15 protein-coding genes and 1 pseudogene are annotated in these 15,414 nt (G+C 55.5%); 12 read left to right on the top strand and 4 right to left on the bottom strand.

Going from position 1 to position 15,414, the window contains the following annotated elements; translation table 11 throughout:
* Positions 1–44 precede the first annotated feature (44 nt).
* Complete coding sequence (locus ACT3RW_RS04480) at positions 45–1,298, bottom strand: MFS transporter (RefSeq protein WP_444612953.1); 1,254 nt, start codon at positions 1,296–1,298, stop codon at positions 45–47.
* A gap of 325 nt (positions 1,299–1,623) precedes the next feature.
* Here ACT3RW_RS04480 and ACT3RW_RS04475 point away from each other — a divergent pair, with 325 nt between their 5' ends.
* The 5 genes and pseudogenes from ACT3RW_RS04475 (at position 1,624) to ACT3RW_RS04455 (ending at position 8,194) form a co-directional block, all read left to right on the top strand.
* Complete coding sequence (locus ACT3RW_RS04475; protein WP_444612952.1) at positions 1,624–2,355, top strand: pyridoxal phosphate-dependent decarboxylase family protein; 732 nt, start codon at positions 1,624–1,626, stop codon at positions 2,353–2,355.
* Between the two features lie 275 nt (positions 2,356–2,630).
* Positions 2,631–3,677, top strand: coding sequence for an IS110-like element ISAar41 family transposase (locus ACT3RW_RS04470; RefSeq protein WP_444612951.1), 1,047 nt, complete (start codon positions 2,631–2,633; stop codon positions 3,675–3,677).
* 33 nt (positions 3,678–3,710) lie between these two features.
* Positions 3,711–4,490 (top strand): annotated as a pseudogene (locus ACT3RW_RS04465) (pyridoxal phosphate-dependent decarboxylase family protein); the annotation flags it as partial.
* The gene (locus tag ACT3RW_RS04460; RefSeq protein WP_131090041.1) at positions 4,487–5,833 is read left to right on the top strand and encodes a lysine N(6)-hydroxylase/L-ornithine N(5)-oxygenase family protein; all 1,347 of its coding nucleotides are present in this window, start codon (positions 4,487–4,489) and stop codon (positions 5,831–5,833) included. The pseudogene ACT3RW_RS04465 and the gene ACT3RW_RS04460, both read left to right, overlap by 4 nt.
* Positions 5,834–5,845: 12 nt before the next feature.
* A complete protein-coding gene (locus tag ACT3RW_RS04455; protein WP_444612950.1) occupies positions 5,846–8,194 on the top strand; it encodes a GNAT family N-acetyltransferase in 2,349 nt (782 codons plus the stop codon).
* 67 nt (positions 8,195–8,261) lie between these two features.
* Here ACT3RW_RS04455 and ACT3RW_RS04450 read toward each other — a convergent pair whose 3' ends face one another.
* On the bottom strand, positions 8,262–8,891 hold the full coding sequence (locus ACT3RW_RS04450) for a maleylpyruvate isomerase family mycothiol-dependent enzyme (protein ID WP_444612949.1): 630 nt from the start codon (positions 8,889–8,891) through the stop codon (positions 8,262–8,264).
* A gap of 189 nt (positions 8,892–9,080) precedes the next feature.
* On the opposite strand from ACT3RW_RS04450, the gene bioB reads away from it, so the two are divergent.
* On the top strand, positions 9,081–10,238 hold the full coding sequence (bioB, locus tag ACT3RW_RS04445; RefSeq protein WP_131090044.1) for a biotin synthase BioB: 1,158 nt from the start codon (positions 9,081–9,083) through the stop codon (positions 10,236–10,238).
* 5 nt (positions 10,239–10,243) lie between these two features.
* On the opposite strand, the gene map is transcribed toward bioB, so the two are convergent.
* Entirely contained in the window at positions 10,244–11,017 is a 774-nt protein-coding gene (gene map / locus ACT3RW_RS04440; RefSeq protein ID WP_444612948.1) for a type I methionyl aminopeptidase, read from the bottom strand.
* A gap of 46 nt (positions 11,018–11,063) precedes the next feature.
* On the opposite strand from map, the gene ACT3RW_RS04435 reads away from it, so the two are divergent.
* The 5 genes from ACT3RW_RS04435 to ACT3RW_RS04415 all read left to right on the top strand — a co-directional run bounded on the left by ACT3RW_RS04435 (position 11,064) and on the right by ACT3RW_RS04415 (position 14,146).
* Positions 11,064–11,357, top strand: coding sequence for a helix-turn-helix domain-containing protein (locus ACT3RW_RS04435; RefSeq protein ID WP_444612947.1), 294 nt, complete (start codon positions 11,064–11,066; stop codon positions 11,355–11,357).
* Positions 11,358–11,508: 151 nt separating this feature from the next.
* Entirely contained in the window at positions 11,509–11,820 is a 312-nt protein-coding gene (locus ACT3RW_RS04430) for an ArsR/SmtB family transcription factor (RefSeq protein WP_207306522.1), read from the top strand.
* Positions 11,810–12,523 carry an NADPH-dependent F420 reductase gene (locus ACT3RW_RS04425; RefSeq protein ID WP_242632573.1) on the top strand — a complete coding sequence of 238 codons (714 nt, stop codon included), beginning with the start codon at positions 11,810–11,812 and terminating at the stop codon, positions 12,521–12,523. The genes ACT3RW_RS04430 and ACT3RW_RS04425 overlap by 11 nt, the downstream gene beginning before the upstream one ends.
* Positions 12,524–12,578: 55 nt before the next feature.
* Positions 12,579–13,601, top strand: coding sequence for an LLM class flavin-dependent oxidoreductase (locus tag ACT3RW_RS04420; RefSeq protein WP_444612946.1), 1,023 nt, complete (start codon positions 12,579–12,581; stop codon positions 13,599–13,601).
* Between the two features lie 107 nt (positions 13,602–13,708).
* Positions 13,709–14,146, top strand: coding sequence for a 6,7-dimethyl-8-ribityllumazine synthase (locus tag ACT3RW_RS04415; RefSeq protein WP_444612945.1), 438 nt, complete (start codon positions 13,709–13,711; stop codon positions 14,144–14,146).
* Between the two features lie 81 nt (positions 14,147–14,227).
* On the opposite strand, the gene ACT3RW_RS04410 is transcribed toward ACT3RW_RS04415, so the two are convergent.
* Positions 14,228–14,908: a DUF6308 family protein gene (locus ACT3RW_RS04410; RefSeq protein WP_444612944.1), complete on the bottom strand. Its 681-nt coding sequence runs from the start codon at positions 14,906–14,908 to the stop codon at positions 14,228–14,230.
* A gap of 131 nt (positions 14,909–15,039) precedes the next feature.
* Between ACT3RW_RS04410 and ACT3RW_RS04405 the strand changes: the two genes are divergently transcribed.
* Positions 15,040–15,414 carry a PH domain-containing protein gene (locus ACT3RW_RS04405; RefSeq protein ID WP_444612943.1) on the top strand — a complete coding sequence of 125 codons (375 nt, stop codon included), beginning with the start codon at positions 15,040–15,042 and terminating at the stop codon, positions 15,412–15,414.

The following is a 15,414-nucleotide window of genomic DNA, read 5'->3' as shown; positions in this document are numbered from 1 at the left end:
GGGCGCAGTTGCCTTCGGTTCTTCGGAAGCTTATGTATTCCAGCCTAGCGCTTCGCCGGGTGGCGCATGATCCAGAACCACACGACTGCGATCAGAGCGGCGCCTACCCACCCAATGAGCGCAGCGACGATTCCGAAGGCGCTACCCAGAACACCACCGAGCAGGCTTCCCAGCGGTATGGCGCCAAAGGTAAAGAGTCGGCGAGCACTAAGCACTCGGCCTAATAACGCTTCCGGAACAAGTTCCACCAGCCATGAGGAGGCCGCGATATTAAAGATCAGCGTCACACTCCCCCATCCCAGTGCGTGGATGGCTAGCAATACGATGCTCCAAAAATCGCCGACAAAGGCGGCTAACAATACAAATCCGGCCAAGATTGTCTGGACTACTCCGGTTAACAACAGTAACTTCGCCGCCGAGTAGTGTCCTACTACTTTGCTGGCAGCCATGGCTCCAATCAGTCCGCCAACCGCGCAAACCGAGGCATAAAGACCGAACCCGACTTCGCCGAAGCCTAGGTCATTGATGATGAAGATGGCTTCAACGGAGGAGCCGATGGCTAATCCCAGATTGGAAAGTGCCACAACCATCGTCACGGTTCTAAGTTCTCGGTGTGCAAACAGGTACTTGACACCGGCGAGGACAGCACCTTCTTCCGGCGTTGGCCCCTGAGCTAGATCTGCCTTGGGCACATGGCGATGATCGCGAATCCGCAATGCGAGCATGAGTGCCAATACGGCCAACGCTGCAGATATACCCAGCAGAGCTGGTGCGCCGAGCAAGGCAAATCCGGTACCGGCGAGCGCTGGCACGATGACCGTCATCGATTGGTCTGCCGCGCTGAGTCGGGCTATGAGCTTGCTGATGCTCGAAGACCTGCGTTCAGGACCCATTCCGATAAGTCGCGGAACGGCCGAGGTCTGCGCAGTTTCCGAAAATACGTTGCAGACACCTAACAAGGTGCACAGCAGCATGCCCATGGCGATGCTTAGCACGCCGGCAAACGCCAAAATCGCCAGGCACATCATCACGGCGATTTTTCCGCTCAGTCCAATACGCAGGAAACGCAGTGCCGAGTATTTGTCGACCAGATGACCAGCCGGGACGCTGGCGAAAACAAAAGCCAGCGAGCCCAGTGTGTTGAGCAGGCCCATCTGGAATGCGCTCGCTCCCAGTGCTGAGACAAAGAGCAAGTCAATCGTGATGTCACCCAAGCCTCGAGCGGCGGCGTCGGACGCGTTGGAAGTAATCAAGTAGCGCTGGCTACCTTGACTTCCCCTGGCCTCATCGATGGTCACCTGAGTCTCCTTGATCTAACCGCTTGAGCATATTTGGATTACCCGCAAATTGCAATCAAACAATTAGCGAAACCTAAAAAGGCTAGAACCCGAGGACTTCATGCGGCATTCGCGCTCTCAGGGTAAATAGATGAAGCTTCAAACATCAGGTCAACGGTCAATTTATCACAACAGGCGCACCCAGCAAGCAAAAGGTCGAAAAAATCTCACCGCGACTCGACATGGGTTAGTCGGTTTGCATTAACTAATTACTTTGTGTTGTTAATAGATTCTTGTTAGGTGAGCCTGACCAAATATCTTTCGATCCTATCTGAGGAGCATGCTCTTGGGTGCCTCACTACCTACCCTGCAATTCCCTGATGTTCCAGTGCCGCTCTACGACAACGCGCTCTTGTGCGCGAGTACGGCGGAAATCTACGAAGAAACCTCTCACAGGGCAGCAACCATTGTCGCCAACAAGTTCAAAACCGTTCACGCCCCCACGACCGGACCGACCCCACAAGAGATGGCAACCAAGATCAACCACGTTGATCTGCATCTTCCCCTCGGTACCACCGAGGAGTCATTCGCAGAACTCAACGACCTGTACCTCAAGGACGCGGTGTACTTCCACGACACGAAGTACGCCGCACACCTGAACTGCCCTGTAGCGTTGCCGGCAGTCGTGGCAGAAAACTTCGTTACCAGCATCAACACCTCAATGGATACCTTCGACCAAAGCGCGGCGGCCACACACATTGAGCGAAAATTGGTTGACTTCACCGCTAGCCTCATCGGCTACGACTCAGTACAGGCTGATGGGATCTTCACCTCCGGTGGCACTCAGTCCAACCTGCAGGCGATGCTCATCGCTCGCAACACCGCCACAGCCAAACTGAAAGGCCCATTGCCTCAGCGACTGGCCAACTTGAGAATTTACTGCTCCGAAGACGCGCACTTCTCGATCCGCAACGCAGCGATGCTTCTAGGACTGGGCTACGAAGCAGCTGTTGCCATTTCTACCGATGCCCAGCACCGCATGGATGCTCAGGCCCTACGAGCCCAACTAATTCTCTAATGGTTATTGGCAGGTCTGGGACCCGCTGGCAGGATAGGTTCCACCAGCCACGATGTGACTCACACTAATTCTGTCCTTAGAGTATTCTGAGTGACTTTAGCCTGACGTGTCCGTCGTAGCTGGTGACACCAGCCCGGCCCCTTGACATGGCTTCATAGAAGGCCGTCCGCACCCCACCGGGTGCGTGACTCATTAGAGAATCGCCTGCCAAGAACTCTTTCCCGGACCGGTGCCAACCATAACGGCTACCAACCGATGAAGGAGGCGAAACCGTCATGACCATCGTTGCAGAAACATACGACTACGTCATCGGAATCGACACCCACGCACGAACCCACACCTACGCCATAATCAACACCCGCACCGGGAGCAGAGAAGCCTGCCAGGCCTTTCCGACCAGCCCTGCCGGCATGAACAGGACCTTGGCTTGGATCACCAAACGCACTACCGGCACCCTGCTGGCCGCAGTGGAAGGAACCCGGTCTTACGGGGCCACCATCACCCATGCCCTGACCATGGCTGGGTTCCCCGTGGTCGAGGTCAAACCACCACGTAAACAGGCCCGTGCCAGGGTGGGCAAGACCGACGAGATCGACGCCACCGCAGCGGCCATGGGCATTCTTTATCAGGACACCGAGCGTCTGCTTACGCCCCGCGCCGAAGGCACGCGCTCAGCGTTGAACGTACTGGTTGCCAGCCGCGAACGCATCGACGCTGAACGCACCCGGAACCGCAATGCCCTGACGGCTCTGGCACGAGAAATCGACCTCGGTGTTGATGTGCGTAAAGCACTCACTGACATGCAGGTCAAACAGATCAGCGCCTGGCGTGAGCACCCCACCGATTCGGTAGCGCAACGCTACGCGAGGGCTGAGGCCAGTCGCTTGGCCACGGCGGTGCTTGACGCCGACAAGCTACTGGCCGCAAACAAGACACAAATGGCTGAATTGGATGAGCAGATGGCCCCCGGGCTGGCCGCCGAGTTCGGGTACGGGCCGGTGACTGTTGCGTGGATCCTGATCGCTTACTCGCACACAGGCAGAGTACATTCTGAAGCGGCATTCGCGTCTATGGCTGGGGTCGCTCCGTTGCAGGCATCCTCCGGGAACACGGTACGGCACCGGCTTAATCGGCATGGTGACAGGATGCTGAATCAAGCGGTGGACGTCATTGCCAAGGTACGGATGCAGTTCGATCCTCAGACCAAGGACTACGTGGAGAAACGCAAGGCTGAGGGGCTGAGCTACCGGGAAATCAAACGGGTGCTGAAACGGTACATCGTTCGGAAAGTTTTTCGTCGGCTACGCGTGCTGGTCCCTTGACAGAACCCATAGAAGGGTCAGGATTGTAAATCCGGGCTGGTACCCATGGCGATTTCAGCCACCAGCGGGACCACCGACTTCGGCGCCATCGATCCGTTACCGGAACTACGTCAGCTGGCTACCGAGTTCGGCGCCTGGCTGCATGTTGATGCCGCCTATGGATGCGGGCTACTACTTTCAGAACGACACCGGCATCGTCTGGATGGTATCGAACAGGCTGACTCGGTGACCGTGGATTATCACAAGTCCTTCTTCCAGCCCATCGGTTCCAGTGCTTTGATCGTAAAAGCGGCATCAAGTTTTGAATCGATCGCGCACTACGCCGAATACCTCAATCCGGTCTCCGAGGCAGCCGCTACTCCTAATCAGGTGTCAAAGTCTTTGCAGACTACGCGCCGCTTTGACGCTCTGAAATTGTGGGTAACCCTACGCACGCTCGGCGTCCAACGTCTGGGATCAATGTTTGATCAAGTCATCGCCCTGGCCGAAGACGCGCAACAAGAAGTCGCCATGCGCGCCCAACTTCACCTGGTTGCCGATGTCCAGCTAAGCACTTTGGTCTTCTCCTTCGAAGACCCCAGCCATCCATTGGAAATTGAAGAGCACAACCAGCTGGCCAACCAGATCCGTCAACGCCTGTATTCCAGCGGTGAAGCAATGATCGCTGCCACCACTGTGGCTGGCAAACGCCTGCTCAAGCTCACATTGCTCAACCCCAACACCACGCTGAGCGATATCAGCGAAATCCTCGACGCTATTTGCCGCACCGGCACGCAGATCCTCACCGAGCGCACCACTGGAGAAAACGCATGAATCAGCCAAACGAACACTTTGATGTTATTGCCATCGGAGCGGGCCCCTTCAACCTTGGTTTTGCTGCACTGACCGATGGAATTGAGGACTTCAACGTTGCTGTCCTCGAAGCCGGCGACCAGTTCATCTGGCATCCAGGCATGATGCTGCCCGGGACCCACTTGCAGGTTCCATTTATGGCCGATCTGGTGACCCTTGCCGACCCCACCAACAAATACTCATTCCTGAACTATCTCAAGAGCAAACAGCGGATCTACCCGTTTTATATCCGCGAAGACTTTTACGCGCTACGTCAGGAGTACTCCAACTATTTGGCGTGGGCCGCTGAAAATATTCACAGTGTGCGTTTTGGCCACCGCGTATTGGAAACCGAATACCGCGATGGCCGCTACCACCTGTCGGTATTGACCGAAGCTGGTCTGAGCCACTTCACCGCCAACAAACTAGTACTCGGAACCGGCACCCAACCATTCTTGCCACCGGTGATTACCGACGCCGCTGCCAAGACCGGCAAAATTATCCACTCCAGCCAATACCTCTTCGAGCGTGATGCCTTACTAGCGCCTGCCGGTGATACCTCACGCCCGCAAGTGCACTGCGTTGTAGGCAGCGGTCAGAGCGCAGCAGAAATCTTCCTTGATCTACTGCGGAGCGTGCCAGAAGATGATCACCTCATCTGGGCTACTCGTTCTGAACGCTACTTCCCGCTGGAATACACCAAACTCACTTTGGAAATGACTTCGCCGGAATATATCGACCACTTCCACGGCCTGCCTATGGCCAAACGCGATCAGCTTAATGCGGAGCAGAAGGGTCTATATAAAGGCATCAACGCGGATCTGATCAATGAGATCCACGAAGAGCTTTATGAACGCAGCATTGATGGTGCAGCCAATGTGCACCTTCGCACCGGTTGCGCCGCGAAGAATATCGACGTGGTTGCCGAAGGCATCGCCATCAGCTTGCATCATGAGCGCACCGATGAGGACCTAGATTTTGTCGTCGACAATCTGGTGATGGCTACCGGCTACCGTGCAGGTGTCCCGGACTTCCTCAGCGGGATTTCCCAACGCATCGAATACCTGGCCGATGGCCGGTTCAACGTTGACCGCGAGTATTCAATCGGTAGTGAGCAGGACATCTTTGTGCAAAACGCTGAACTGCACACCCATGGCTTCACCGCGCCAGATCTTGGCATGGGGGCCTACCGTAATTCGGTCATCATCAACCGCATCGCCGGCCGCGAGGTGTACCCGGTCGAAGAGCGAATCGCCTTCCAAGAATTTGGGGCAGCTCAGCTGACTGGACTACCGACCGCCTCCCCCGCCAACCTGCACGCCTAAGGACAAATATTCATGCCTAACTACACTTTCCGCTCCGTTGCCCTGCCGCAAGACACCGACTTGCTGCATTCCTGGATCGCCACCGAACACGCCGCTTTCTGGGGCATGCCCAACGCTACGTCTAACGAAATCTTCGAGGAATACTCCAACTTGTTGGACACCGAAGACTACGAGGTGCTCCTAGGTCTGGATCACGATGGCACGGCTCGGTTCCTCATCGAGCTCTACAACCCGGCCACCTCGCCACTAGCCGATGCGTATAACTACGTCCGAGGTGATCGCGGCCTCCACTTCTTGTCTCCAGCAACCCAGAGCCCTGCGCCGGGATTCACCCTAGAAGCCCTGACTGCCGCAGCGCAGTATGCTTTCGCCAAGCCCGGCGTTCAGCGCCTTGTTGTTGAACCGGATGTTCGCAACAAGGCCATCCACGCACTGAATGCGCGTATTGGTTTCCGACCGATTCGCCCCATCAAACTGGCCGAGCACGATGGTTCCACCAAGCAGGCACTTCTCTCGATTTGTACCCGCAACGACTTTGAGAGCGCCACCGGCAACAACCTAAGTTCTTCCTTCCTTAGCCCCGAACAGTGGGAGCAAGCCAACAGGCATGTGCTGGCCAAAGCCCTGGGCGAGTTCTCACACGAACGACTTTTGGAACCGGCCGAACAAGGTGATGACACCTACTGTGTGCAGAAACAGGGACATCGTTATCTCTTCACCGCACGTCGTTTCCAACTCAACCACTGGTTAGTTCAGCCGGCCAGCATCGAACATCTAGAATTCATCGACGGATCCTGGCAACCTGCAGACGTGGATGTCATCAACTTCGTCACGCTGTTCGCCACTGAACTCACGCTGAACCCTGCGCAGTTGCCGACCTATTTGGAAGAGCTCTCCTCCACGCTGTCCAGCCACTGCTACAAGCAGGTGCACACCACCCATGATTCGGCGGCTTTGGCACAATTCCCAGGCACCGCGGCACAATCCTTCCAGCTCATTGAGTCGTCAATGACCGAAGGCCACCCGTGCTTTGTCGCCAACAACGGACGCATGGGTGTGGGACGTAGCGACTATCTACGTTTTGCCCCCGAGACCGGTTCCGCGCTGAACCTCGGCTGGGCTGCCGCCCACACATCGCGTGCCCAGTTCGATTCCATCAGCACCCTGGATTATGAAACGCTGCTGGCCGAAGAGCTGAGCCCGGAGGAACGCAAACAGCTCGATGACGCGTTAGCATCGGCATTGTTTGGCACCGGATACTCGCCTGAGGATTACATCTTCATGCCGGTGCACCCGTGGCAGTGGGAAAACCGTTTGTCCATCACCTTCGCCAACGATATTGCCCGCAAACAGCTCATCTGGCTTGGCTCTAGTCACGATGAGTACCAAGCCCAGCAGTCGATCCGCACCTTCTTCAACCTCTCGAAGCCAACTCGCCACTACGTGAAAACCGCGATGTCGATCCTGAATATGGGCTTCATGCGTGGACTCAGCGCCGAGTACATGAAAGTCACCCCGGCTATCAATCAATGGTTGGGAGAACTGTTCGAGAACGACCCAGTACTCAGCGCTCAACCAGTTTCGCTGCTGCGCGAAGTGGCCGCGGTGGGCTATCGCAATCCTCAGTTTGAAGCGGCCACCGTGAAATCAGATCCACAGCGCAAGATGCTGGCCGCCTTGTGGCGCGAGTCGCCGATCAACCTCCTGGAAGAAGACCAAAAGTTGGCCACCATGGCCAGCCTGCTACACGTGGATGCCCAAGGTCGTTCTTTCGCCGCCGCGCTGATTCGTCGCAGCGGTTTGGCACCGTCGACTTGGCTGGCGCAGTATCTTGATGCTTACTTGGTGCCGTTGGTCCACTGTTTGGCCGCCTACGATCTGGTCTTCATGCCACACGGGGAAAACGTGATCATGGTTCTGGAAAACGGTGCGGTTCGCAAGGTTCTGCATAAGGATCTGGGCGAAGAGGTAGCGGTGCTTTCTGACAGTGTAGAGCTACCTGAAGAAATTCGTCGGGTACGTACCGGTGGTGATCCGGTGCTCTCGGTCTTCACCGACGTCTTTGATTCGTTCTTCCGCTTCCTTGCTCCGCTGTTGGACAACGAAGGTGTACTGGCAGAAGAAGAGTTCTGGAGCGTTGTTGCGCAACGCTTGCTGGAATACCGTTCAGAGCATCCGCAGTTTGCTGGGCGCTTTGACGAGTTGGGACTCTTTGAGTCTTCCTTCCCGCTCTCGTGCCTGAACCGATTGCAGTTGCGCAATCATCAGCAAATGCTTGATCTCACCGATCAGTCCTCAGGTCTGCTTTATGCCGGCGACCTGGAAAATCCGCTGGCTACCGCGGTGATTCCGGCAAGCTAGACCGTAGCTTTCGAACGCATCGCGTCACACAGTCATCGTGTGGCGCGATGCGTTTTTCTTCTGGTTTTTAAGAAAGCCGCCGTCCAATCTGAGCGGCACCTTCACCGTCCAGCTTGGCCACGAAGTTTTTGCGCCCGGCCATGACCATCACCAAATCCAATAGTTTTCCAGTGACCGCCGGTCCCTCACCATGGGCAAATGGATAATCGGTGGCACTGATTCTCAGGTCTTTGACCAACGTATGGCTGTTGACGGCAAAGTTCTTCGTTGCCATAAAACTTGCGACCAGCCTGAGGCTTTGACGCGATGGCTCCAGTTTGATGCCCAGCGGCACGGCAATGTCTTGGCCGTGAACGATTATTTCTGTCAGTAAGCCGTGCGTTGAGTTCAGTGGCGCCACCGTTTTGTGTACTGTCTGCTCAAAATTTTCCCGCGTTGCTTCGGGGTCGGACCCCAAGTATCTACCAAGCAGGCGGTCATTATGCCGATCAGTGTTAAAGCCACTGCTGAGCATGTTGACGAGCCACGCGCCGGTGCCTGTTGCGCCTGCCGCGGCCAGATGCGCCACGACGTCACGAACCTGCCACTGGTCACACAGCGTGGATTCCTGCCACTGCTGCGTGCTCAGATTTCCTAGAATCTCTGCAAGCTTTGCTCGTTCGATTCCAACCAATTCCCAATCGTGATTCGCTCTCACGGCGCTCCTTTCCAAGGCAGCGTATTTCAGCTGTAGTCCCCACCCTAGCGTGGGTCCCGACATGGCGAACGAGAGTGTAATAATCCAGAAATCGCCATTCCTGATTTGTTCCGTGCTAGTTTAGTTATCACAATTGAACAGTGTTCAAGAATCTGTAGGACGCCGCTACCAACAACATCTAAGGGATCCATGTCAGCCGAAACCCAACCAAAAAACACCACAACTTTCGCTGAACTAGCTACACGCATCAAGCAGGGCCACCGACTGGCAACCAGTGAAGCCCTTGGCCTACTTTCTACCAGCGACGCCGATACCTTCAGATTGGTCAATGAAGCTGGGCGACTACGACGTAGGTATTTTGGCAACACGGTCAAGGTGAACTATCTGGTGAATCTCAAATCAGGCCTGTGCCCCGAAGATTGCACGTACTGCTCCCAGCGCCTTGGTTCCAAAGCACAAATCTTGAAATACACGTGGCTAAAAACCGAAGAGGCGGTGCACCAAGCCGGGCTGGGCATTGCAGGTGGTGCCTCGCGCGTTTGTCTTGTTGCGTCCGGAAAATCCCCTTCGGATCGCGATGTCGATCGCGTGGCGGGCCTAATTAACTCACTCAAGGACGAGCACCCTGGCGTTGAAGTATGCGCCTGCCTCGGAATTCTCAAGGATGGTCAGGCAGACCGCCTAAAAACAGCGGGTGCCGACGCCTACAATCACAACCTGAATACCGCAGAGTCCATGTACCCGGAAATCTGCAGCACACATGACTTTGATGAGCGGGTGGCCACAGTTCAGCAGGCCCAAGCCAGCGGCCTGTCCCCTTGTTCAGGGCTCATCGTGGGGATGGGCGAATCTCATGAACAGCTTGTTGAGGCAGTATTTGCGCTGCGGGAACTGAACGCAGACTCCATTCCGATCAACTTCCTCATGCCCTTTGACGGCACTCCGCTTGAGGGAACATGGAACCTCACCCCGCTAGCTTGCCTACGAATTCTTGCCCTGGTTCGCATGGCCTGCCCAGATAAGGAGGTGAGGATTGCCGGCGGTCGAGAAATGCATTTGCGCTCATTGCAGGCCACCGCGCTGGAGGTCGCCAATTCACTATTCCTCGGAGACTACCTAACCAGTGAGGGCCAGGATTCGCGGGCTGATCTACAGATGATCACCGACGCCGGATTTGTCGTTCTAGGACAAAGCCATTCCGATGTCTCCACACAGACCGGCAACACGCTCAAACCGTGCTCCGACCATGGCTCGTGCGGTGGTGGTTGCTGCACCACCTCGCCGACAAATATCGAACCGGCATTACGTCGGCGAGGGGCCGGAACGCAACAACTGCCCAACGCCTAGTGGCATTAACTGAGTGGCAGGGTCAGGATTTCCGCGCCGGTTTCGGTGATGGCAATAGTGTGCTCGGTGTGAGCAGTTCGGCAGCCGGTAGCACTACGCAAGGTCCAGCCGTCCTTGTCCATGATCAATCGATCCGTATTGGTCATGATCCATGGCTCCAGCGCCAGCAGCAGACCGGGGCGCAGTTTATAGCCACGGTTCGGGCGGCCGTCGTTGGATACGTGCGGATCTTGGTGCATGGTGCTGCCAATGCCGTGTCCACCAAATTCCATATTGACCTTGTACCCGGCGGCCTTGATGACCGACCCCATTGCATAGGAAAGGTCACCGACCTTGGCATCGGGCTTCGCTGCGGCAATTCCGGCGGCCAACGCGAGCTGCGTGGTTTTAATCAGCTTCTGATCTTCAGCAGAACCCGCGGAACCAACTACGAAGCTAATCGCAGCGTCCGCGGCGATGCCGTGCAGTTTAACTGCCAAATCCAGCGAGAGCAGGTCACCCTCGACCAGCTTGTAATCACGTGGCAGCCCATGCAGCACAGCGTCATTAACGCCGGTGCAGATGTAGTGAGCAAATGGACCATTACCAAAGGATGGCGCGTAGTCGACGTAGCATGATTCGGCACCTGCACTCAGAATCATCTCTTTGGTCCAGGCATCGATTTCTAGCAGATTTGTGCCTACTTGCACCCGCTCTTTGAGCGTGGCAAGAATGGTGCCTACTAGTTCTCCGGATGCGCGAGCCTTATCCACCTCAACGGGTGTAAGAATTTCAATCATGCCAATAACTATACCGGTCATATAGTACCGGTACTATAATTTTCTTATGGTTAGATTGCCGCTCACTGCCAAAGAACTCGAACAGGGAAAGACTCTCGGGTCAATCCTGCGACGCGCACGAGGCGAACGCACCATTCTCGACGTCGCGCTGGAAGCCGGTTTATCCCCCGAGACGTTACGGAAAATCGAAACCGGACGGGTAGCCACCCCCGCTTTCTCCACCATTGCAGCCGTAGCCACCGTACTGAATCTATCGCTCGATGAGATCTGGTCATCCATCAATCTGCAAGCAACTATAGAGGCAGCACCACCTCACGCCAAGCAACTAGCGCACCGCTAAACAGCAGCATTTCATCCTGACACCAATGTACGCTTTGACGCGTACATGACTTTTATGTACGCTTTTATGCGTACATACACTCTGTGGAGCGAAGGAACTTATCGTGGCAAGCCGCCTCACACGCCCCCTCTCCCTTCCTTCCAAGGAAGAGATGGATCTGTTTCAAATCATGGCAGCATTGGCCGATCCAGTCAGGCGCGCCATCATCGCCCACATAGCTGCCACGCCTGGCGGGGCGTGCAGCAGTTCTGACTTTGGCGTCTCAAAATCAGCACTCACTCGTCATTGGCGCATTCTTCGTGAGTCAGGCCTAATCCGACAAGAAGTCGACGGAACTCGCCACCGCAATTGGTTGCGTTCTGATGAACTGGACGACCGATTCCCCGGACTGATGAGCACAGTTCAACAAGAAATCGCTCGCAAGAGCAACGTTGATTTAGACGGAGAAACAAATGAGCATTAACAACATCGGCATTATCGGCAGTGGAGCGATTGGCCAAGAAATCGCACGTTTAGCTCTTGCAGCTGGACTGTCCGTCGCCATTTCCAATTCACGCGGACCTGAATCCCTGTCCGATCTCATTAAGAACCTTGGTTCCAACGCGCACGCTGCAACCGCCACTGAGGCAGCCGAGTTTGGTGACATTATTGTCTTGGCCATTCCTCTCTCGGCCTACGCACAACTACCCACCCAGGCGCTAGCAGGCAAAACGGTACTGTCCACCGGCAACTACTACCCTGCCCGCGATGGTCGTATCGAGATTCTCGATTCTCTGAAATCCACCACGGCCGAGCTAGAAACAGCTCTGCTTCCTGACGCCAGTATCGTTAAAGCCTTTAACAACATCGTGGCGCACCACATCCCACTGCTTGCCCACTCCACACCGAAGACCGCACTGCCCGTTTTCGGGGATGATCAGGCCACCAAGGCTGAAGTGCTGGAACTTATCCGAACTCTGGGATTCGACACAGTTGATGCTGGCAACCTAGCTGATTCTTGGCGCACCGAGCCCGAATCAGGGGGCTATACGCTCACCTACGCTGCCGATCGTGCTGGTTTTGCTGCCGACTACCTCGCCGATCGCGGTCAACCGGTGACCTTCGCGCAGCTAGAAGCGGTGCTCCTAGGTTCACAACGAGCCGACGTCGCTGCCCGGCAGTTCTGACAGATAGCAAGATCGTCCTAGGAATAACCGACCAGAGCTACTTGTTGGTTCAAGTATGAAGAACATCGGATTCTTGTCCTTCGGTCATTGGACCGACCATCCGCAATCTGGCACCCGCAGCGCCTCGGATGCTCTACTGCAAGCCATTGATCTTGCAGTGGCCGCTGAAGAGCTCGGTGCGGATGGTGCGTACTTCCGCGTGCACCACTTTGCCCAGCAATACGCGTCCCCTTTCCCGTTGCTCGCAGCCATCGGCGCCAAGACCAACCGCATCGAAATTGGCACCGGTGTCATTGATATGCGCTACGAGAATCCGCTATACATGGCCGAAGACGCAGGCTCCGCTGACTTGATTTCCAATCGCCGGCTGCAGCTAGGCATCAGCCGTGGTTCACCCGAGCAGGTTGTCGATGGCTGGCGCCACTTTGGTTTTGAACCAGAAAACGGTGAGTCCGACGCCGATATGGGACGCCGGCACACCGAACGCCTACTCGAAGTTCTTACTGGCGTTGGCTTCGCCGAGCCAAGCCCCAACCCGATGTTCACCAATCCTCCAGGACTCCTGCGCATTGAGCCGCACTCCCCTGGTTTGCGCGAACGCATCTGGTGGGGTTCAGGCTCTAACGCCACTGCCGTCTGGGCGGCCAAGCTGGGCATGAACCTGCAAAGCTCCACCCTGAAGGACGACGAATCGGGTAAACCGTTCCACGTCCAGCAGGCCGAGCAAATCCAGCTCTACCGCGACGCGTGGAAAGAAGCCGGCCATCAGCGCGAGCCTCGGGTCTCGGTGAGCCGAAGCATCTTTGCGCTCACCGATGAGCGCGACTGGCAGTACTTCGGTCGCGACCGCTACAGCTCGGACCAGATTGGCAACATCGATGAGAAGACCCGTGCGGTCTTCGGCAAATCCTATGCCGGCGAGCCTGACGAACTGGCCAAAAAACTGGCTGAAGATGAAGCGATCGCTGCTGCCGACACCTTATTGCTCACTGTCCCCAACCAGTTGGGCGTGGATTACAACGCGCATGTCATCGAGTCGGTACTCAAACACGTTGCTCCGCAGCTTGGTTGGCGCTAACTTCACATAGTTACGCCGTTTCTCTTGGTCATTAAGCCCTTGGGCAACCAGTGATTAGGCTGGAGTCTAAGAGTCAGATCATTATCGGACAGAAAGCAGAGATTTATATGAGTTCCCCATTGAAGGTTGCGTTCATCAAGGCCAGCTGGCACGCAGATATCGTCGATCAGGCACTGGCGGGTTTCACCGCTGACATGGATGCCTCCGGTACCCAGTACACGGTTGATACCATCAGCGTTCCCGGCGCCTACGAGATGCCTTTGCAGGCCCAGCGCTTGGCCAAGACCGGGAAATACGATGCGATTGTTGCCGCTGCCTTGGTCGTTGATGGTGGCATTTACCGCCATGACTTCGTAGCCCAGGCCGTGGTCGACGGCCTAATGCGCGTTCAGCTTGATACCGACGTACCAACGTTCTCAGTCAGCCTGACCCCGCACCACTTCCACTCCAACGATGAGCACCAGAACTTCTACTTCGAGCACTTCCTCAAGAAGGGTGCCGAGGCAGCGCGAGCTGTTCGAGCAGTAGCAGCTATCGAAATCTAAGCTTCAGTTAGCTAACGCTCAGGCGTGTTGATAAGTCCCACTCATGAGGACTAATCAACACGCCTGAGCTGTTTTTTGCTCTCAGCTCTGTTCCTGCTCGCTTGAAGAAATGCCAAGCTTGCCTTGTCGCCACAAAACAATGTCTAGTACTCGTAGCAGCGACAAATGAGGTTGGCCTGCTTCAGTCTTGATCGATCGGAGCTTGTCTACGAATTCCGCCGCTTCAGTCGAGCCATCATGAAAAGCAGCGAACCAAATCTCCCATTGCTCTGCACTGCTTCTGATTCCACATACCTCTTTGACGACTGAGTCCCAAATTGGAATCAGTTCTGGCCGCTTTCGAGCCAAGATCTTGCTAGCTGTCGTCGGGCCAACGTTCCAACGGTCGCCATGCTGGCGCAGAAGCGCCCAAAGTTTGTCTGCTGGTGACCCCGTGGACAGATACTTATCGAACGACTCGCGCGTCAGATCTTCGAACTTCAAGTCTGAAGGAATCTGTGACAGTAGTTCACTAATTCCCTCTGCATAAGTCTCGAGGATTCCCAAAGATGCCTGAGCTGGCACATCTACAGAGAGCATGGATACAGCTACTAGGTCGGTAGCCATTATCTGATTTGGATCAATTTTGTTTTCTGCGCCAAGAGTCTCGAAACGCGAACCAGAAAATAATGGCCGCCCGTTTTCCAACGTCCGGAAGTATTCTTGGATATCTCGCACACCGGTAGCGTGGTCAATCTTCGAACGAAGTTGCTGCGGCATCATTCCCCCATTGTTTGGTTGAAGCTCTAATTATTTCAACATACCCGAGCCAGCCGACATTTTGAGCCCGCCTACAATAAATTGCGCAAATTGTCGCTTTCTATATTGTCCCTAGTCTCATCTACGCTCAGGACATGATTGATTTTAATAATTCCTCCGTATTCAAATTGGGCCCTTGGGACCTTTCACACGTAGCACCAGAGGTCATGCCCATGCTGGTCCATGGCGAAGAGCTACTTGCTGCCTTCAAAGGCGCCCGCGACTACGTGGTCTTCACGAACAAGCGCTTGATAGCCGTAAATGTGCAAGGAATGACCGGCAAGAAACGCGACTACACCTCGTTGCCCTACTCAAAAGTTCAGTCCTTCTCTGTTGAAACAGCCGGCACCTTTGACCTCGACGCCGAGCTGGATCTCTGGTTCAGTTCCCTGGGCAAAGTTCGCCTAGAGTTCAAAGGCAAAGTCGACATTCGCGCCCTTTCACAAATGATTGCTAGCTACGTTTTGTAG

Source organism: Glutamicibacter sp. AOP5-A2-18, assembly GCF_052446055.1.
Taxonomy (GTDB): Bacteria; Actinomycetota; Actinomycetes; order Actinomycetales; family Micrococcaceae; genus Glutamicibacter.
The sequence above is the reverse complement of the archived record's forward strand: the minus strand, read 5'-3'. Positions and strand labels throughout refer to the sequence as shown.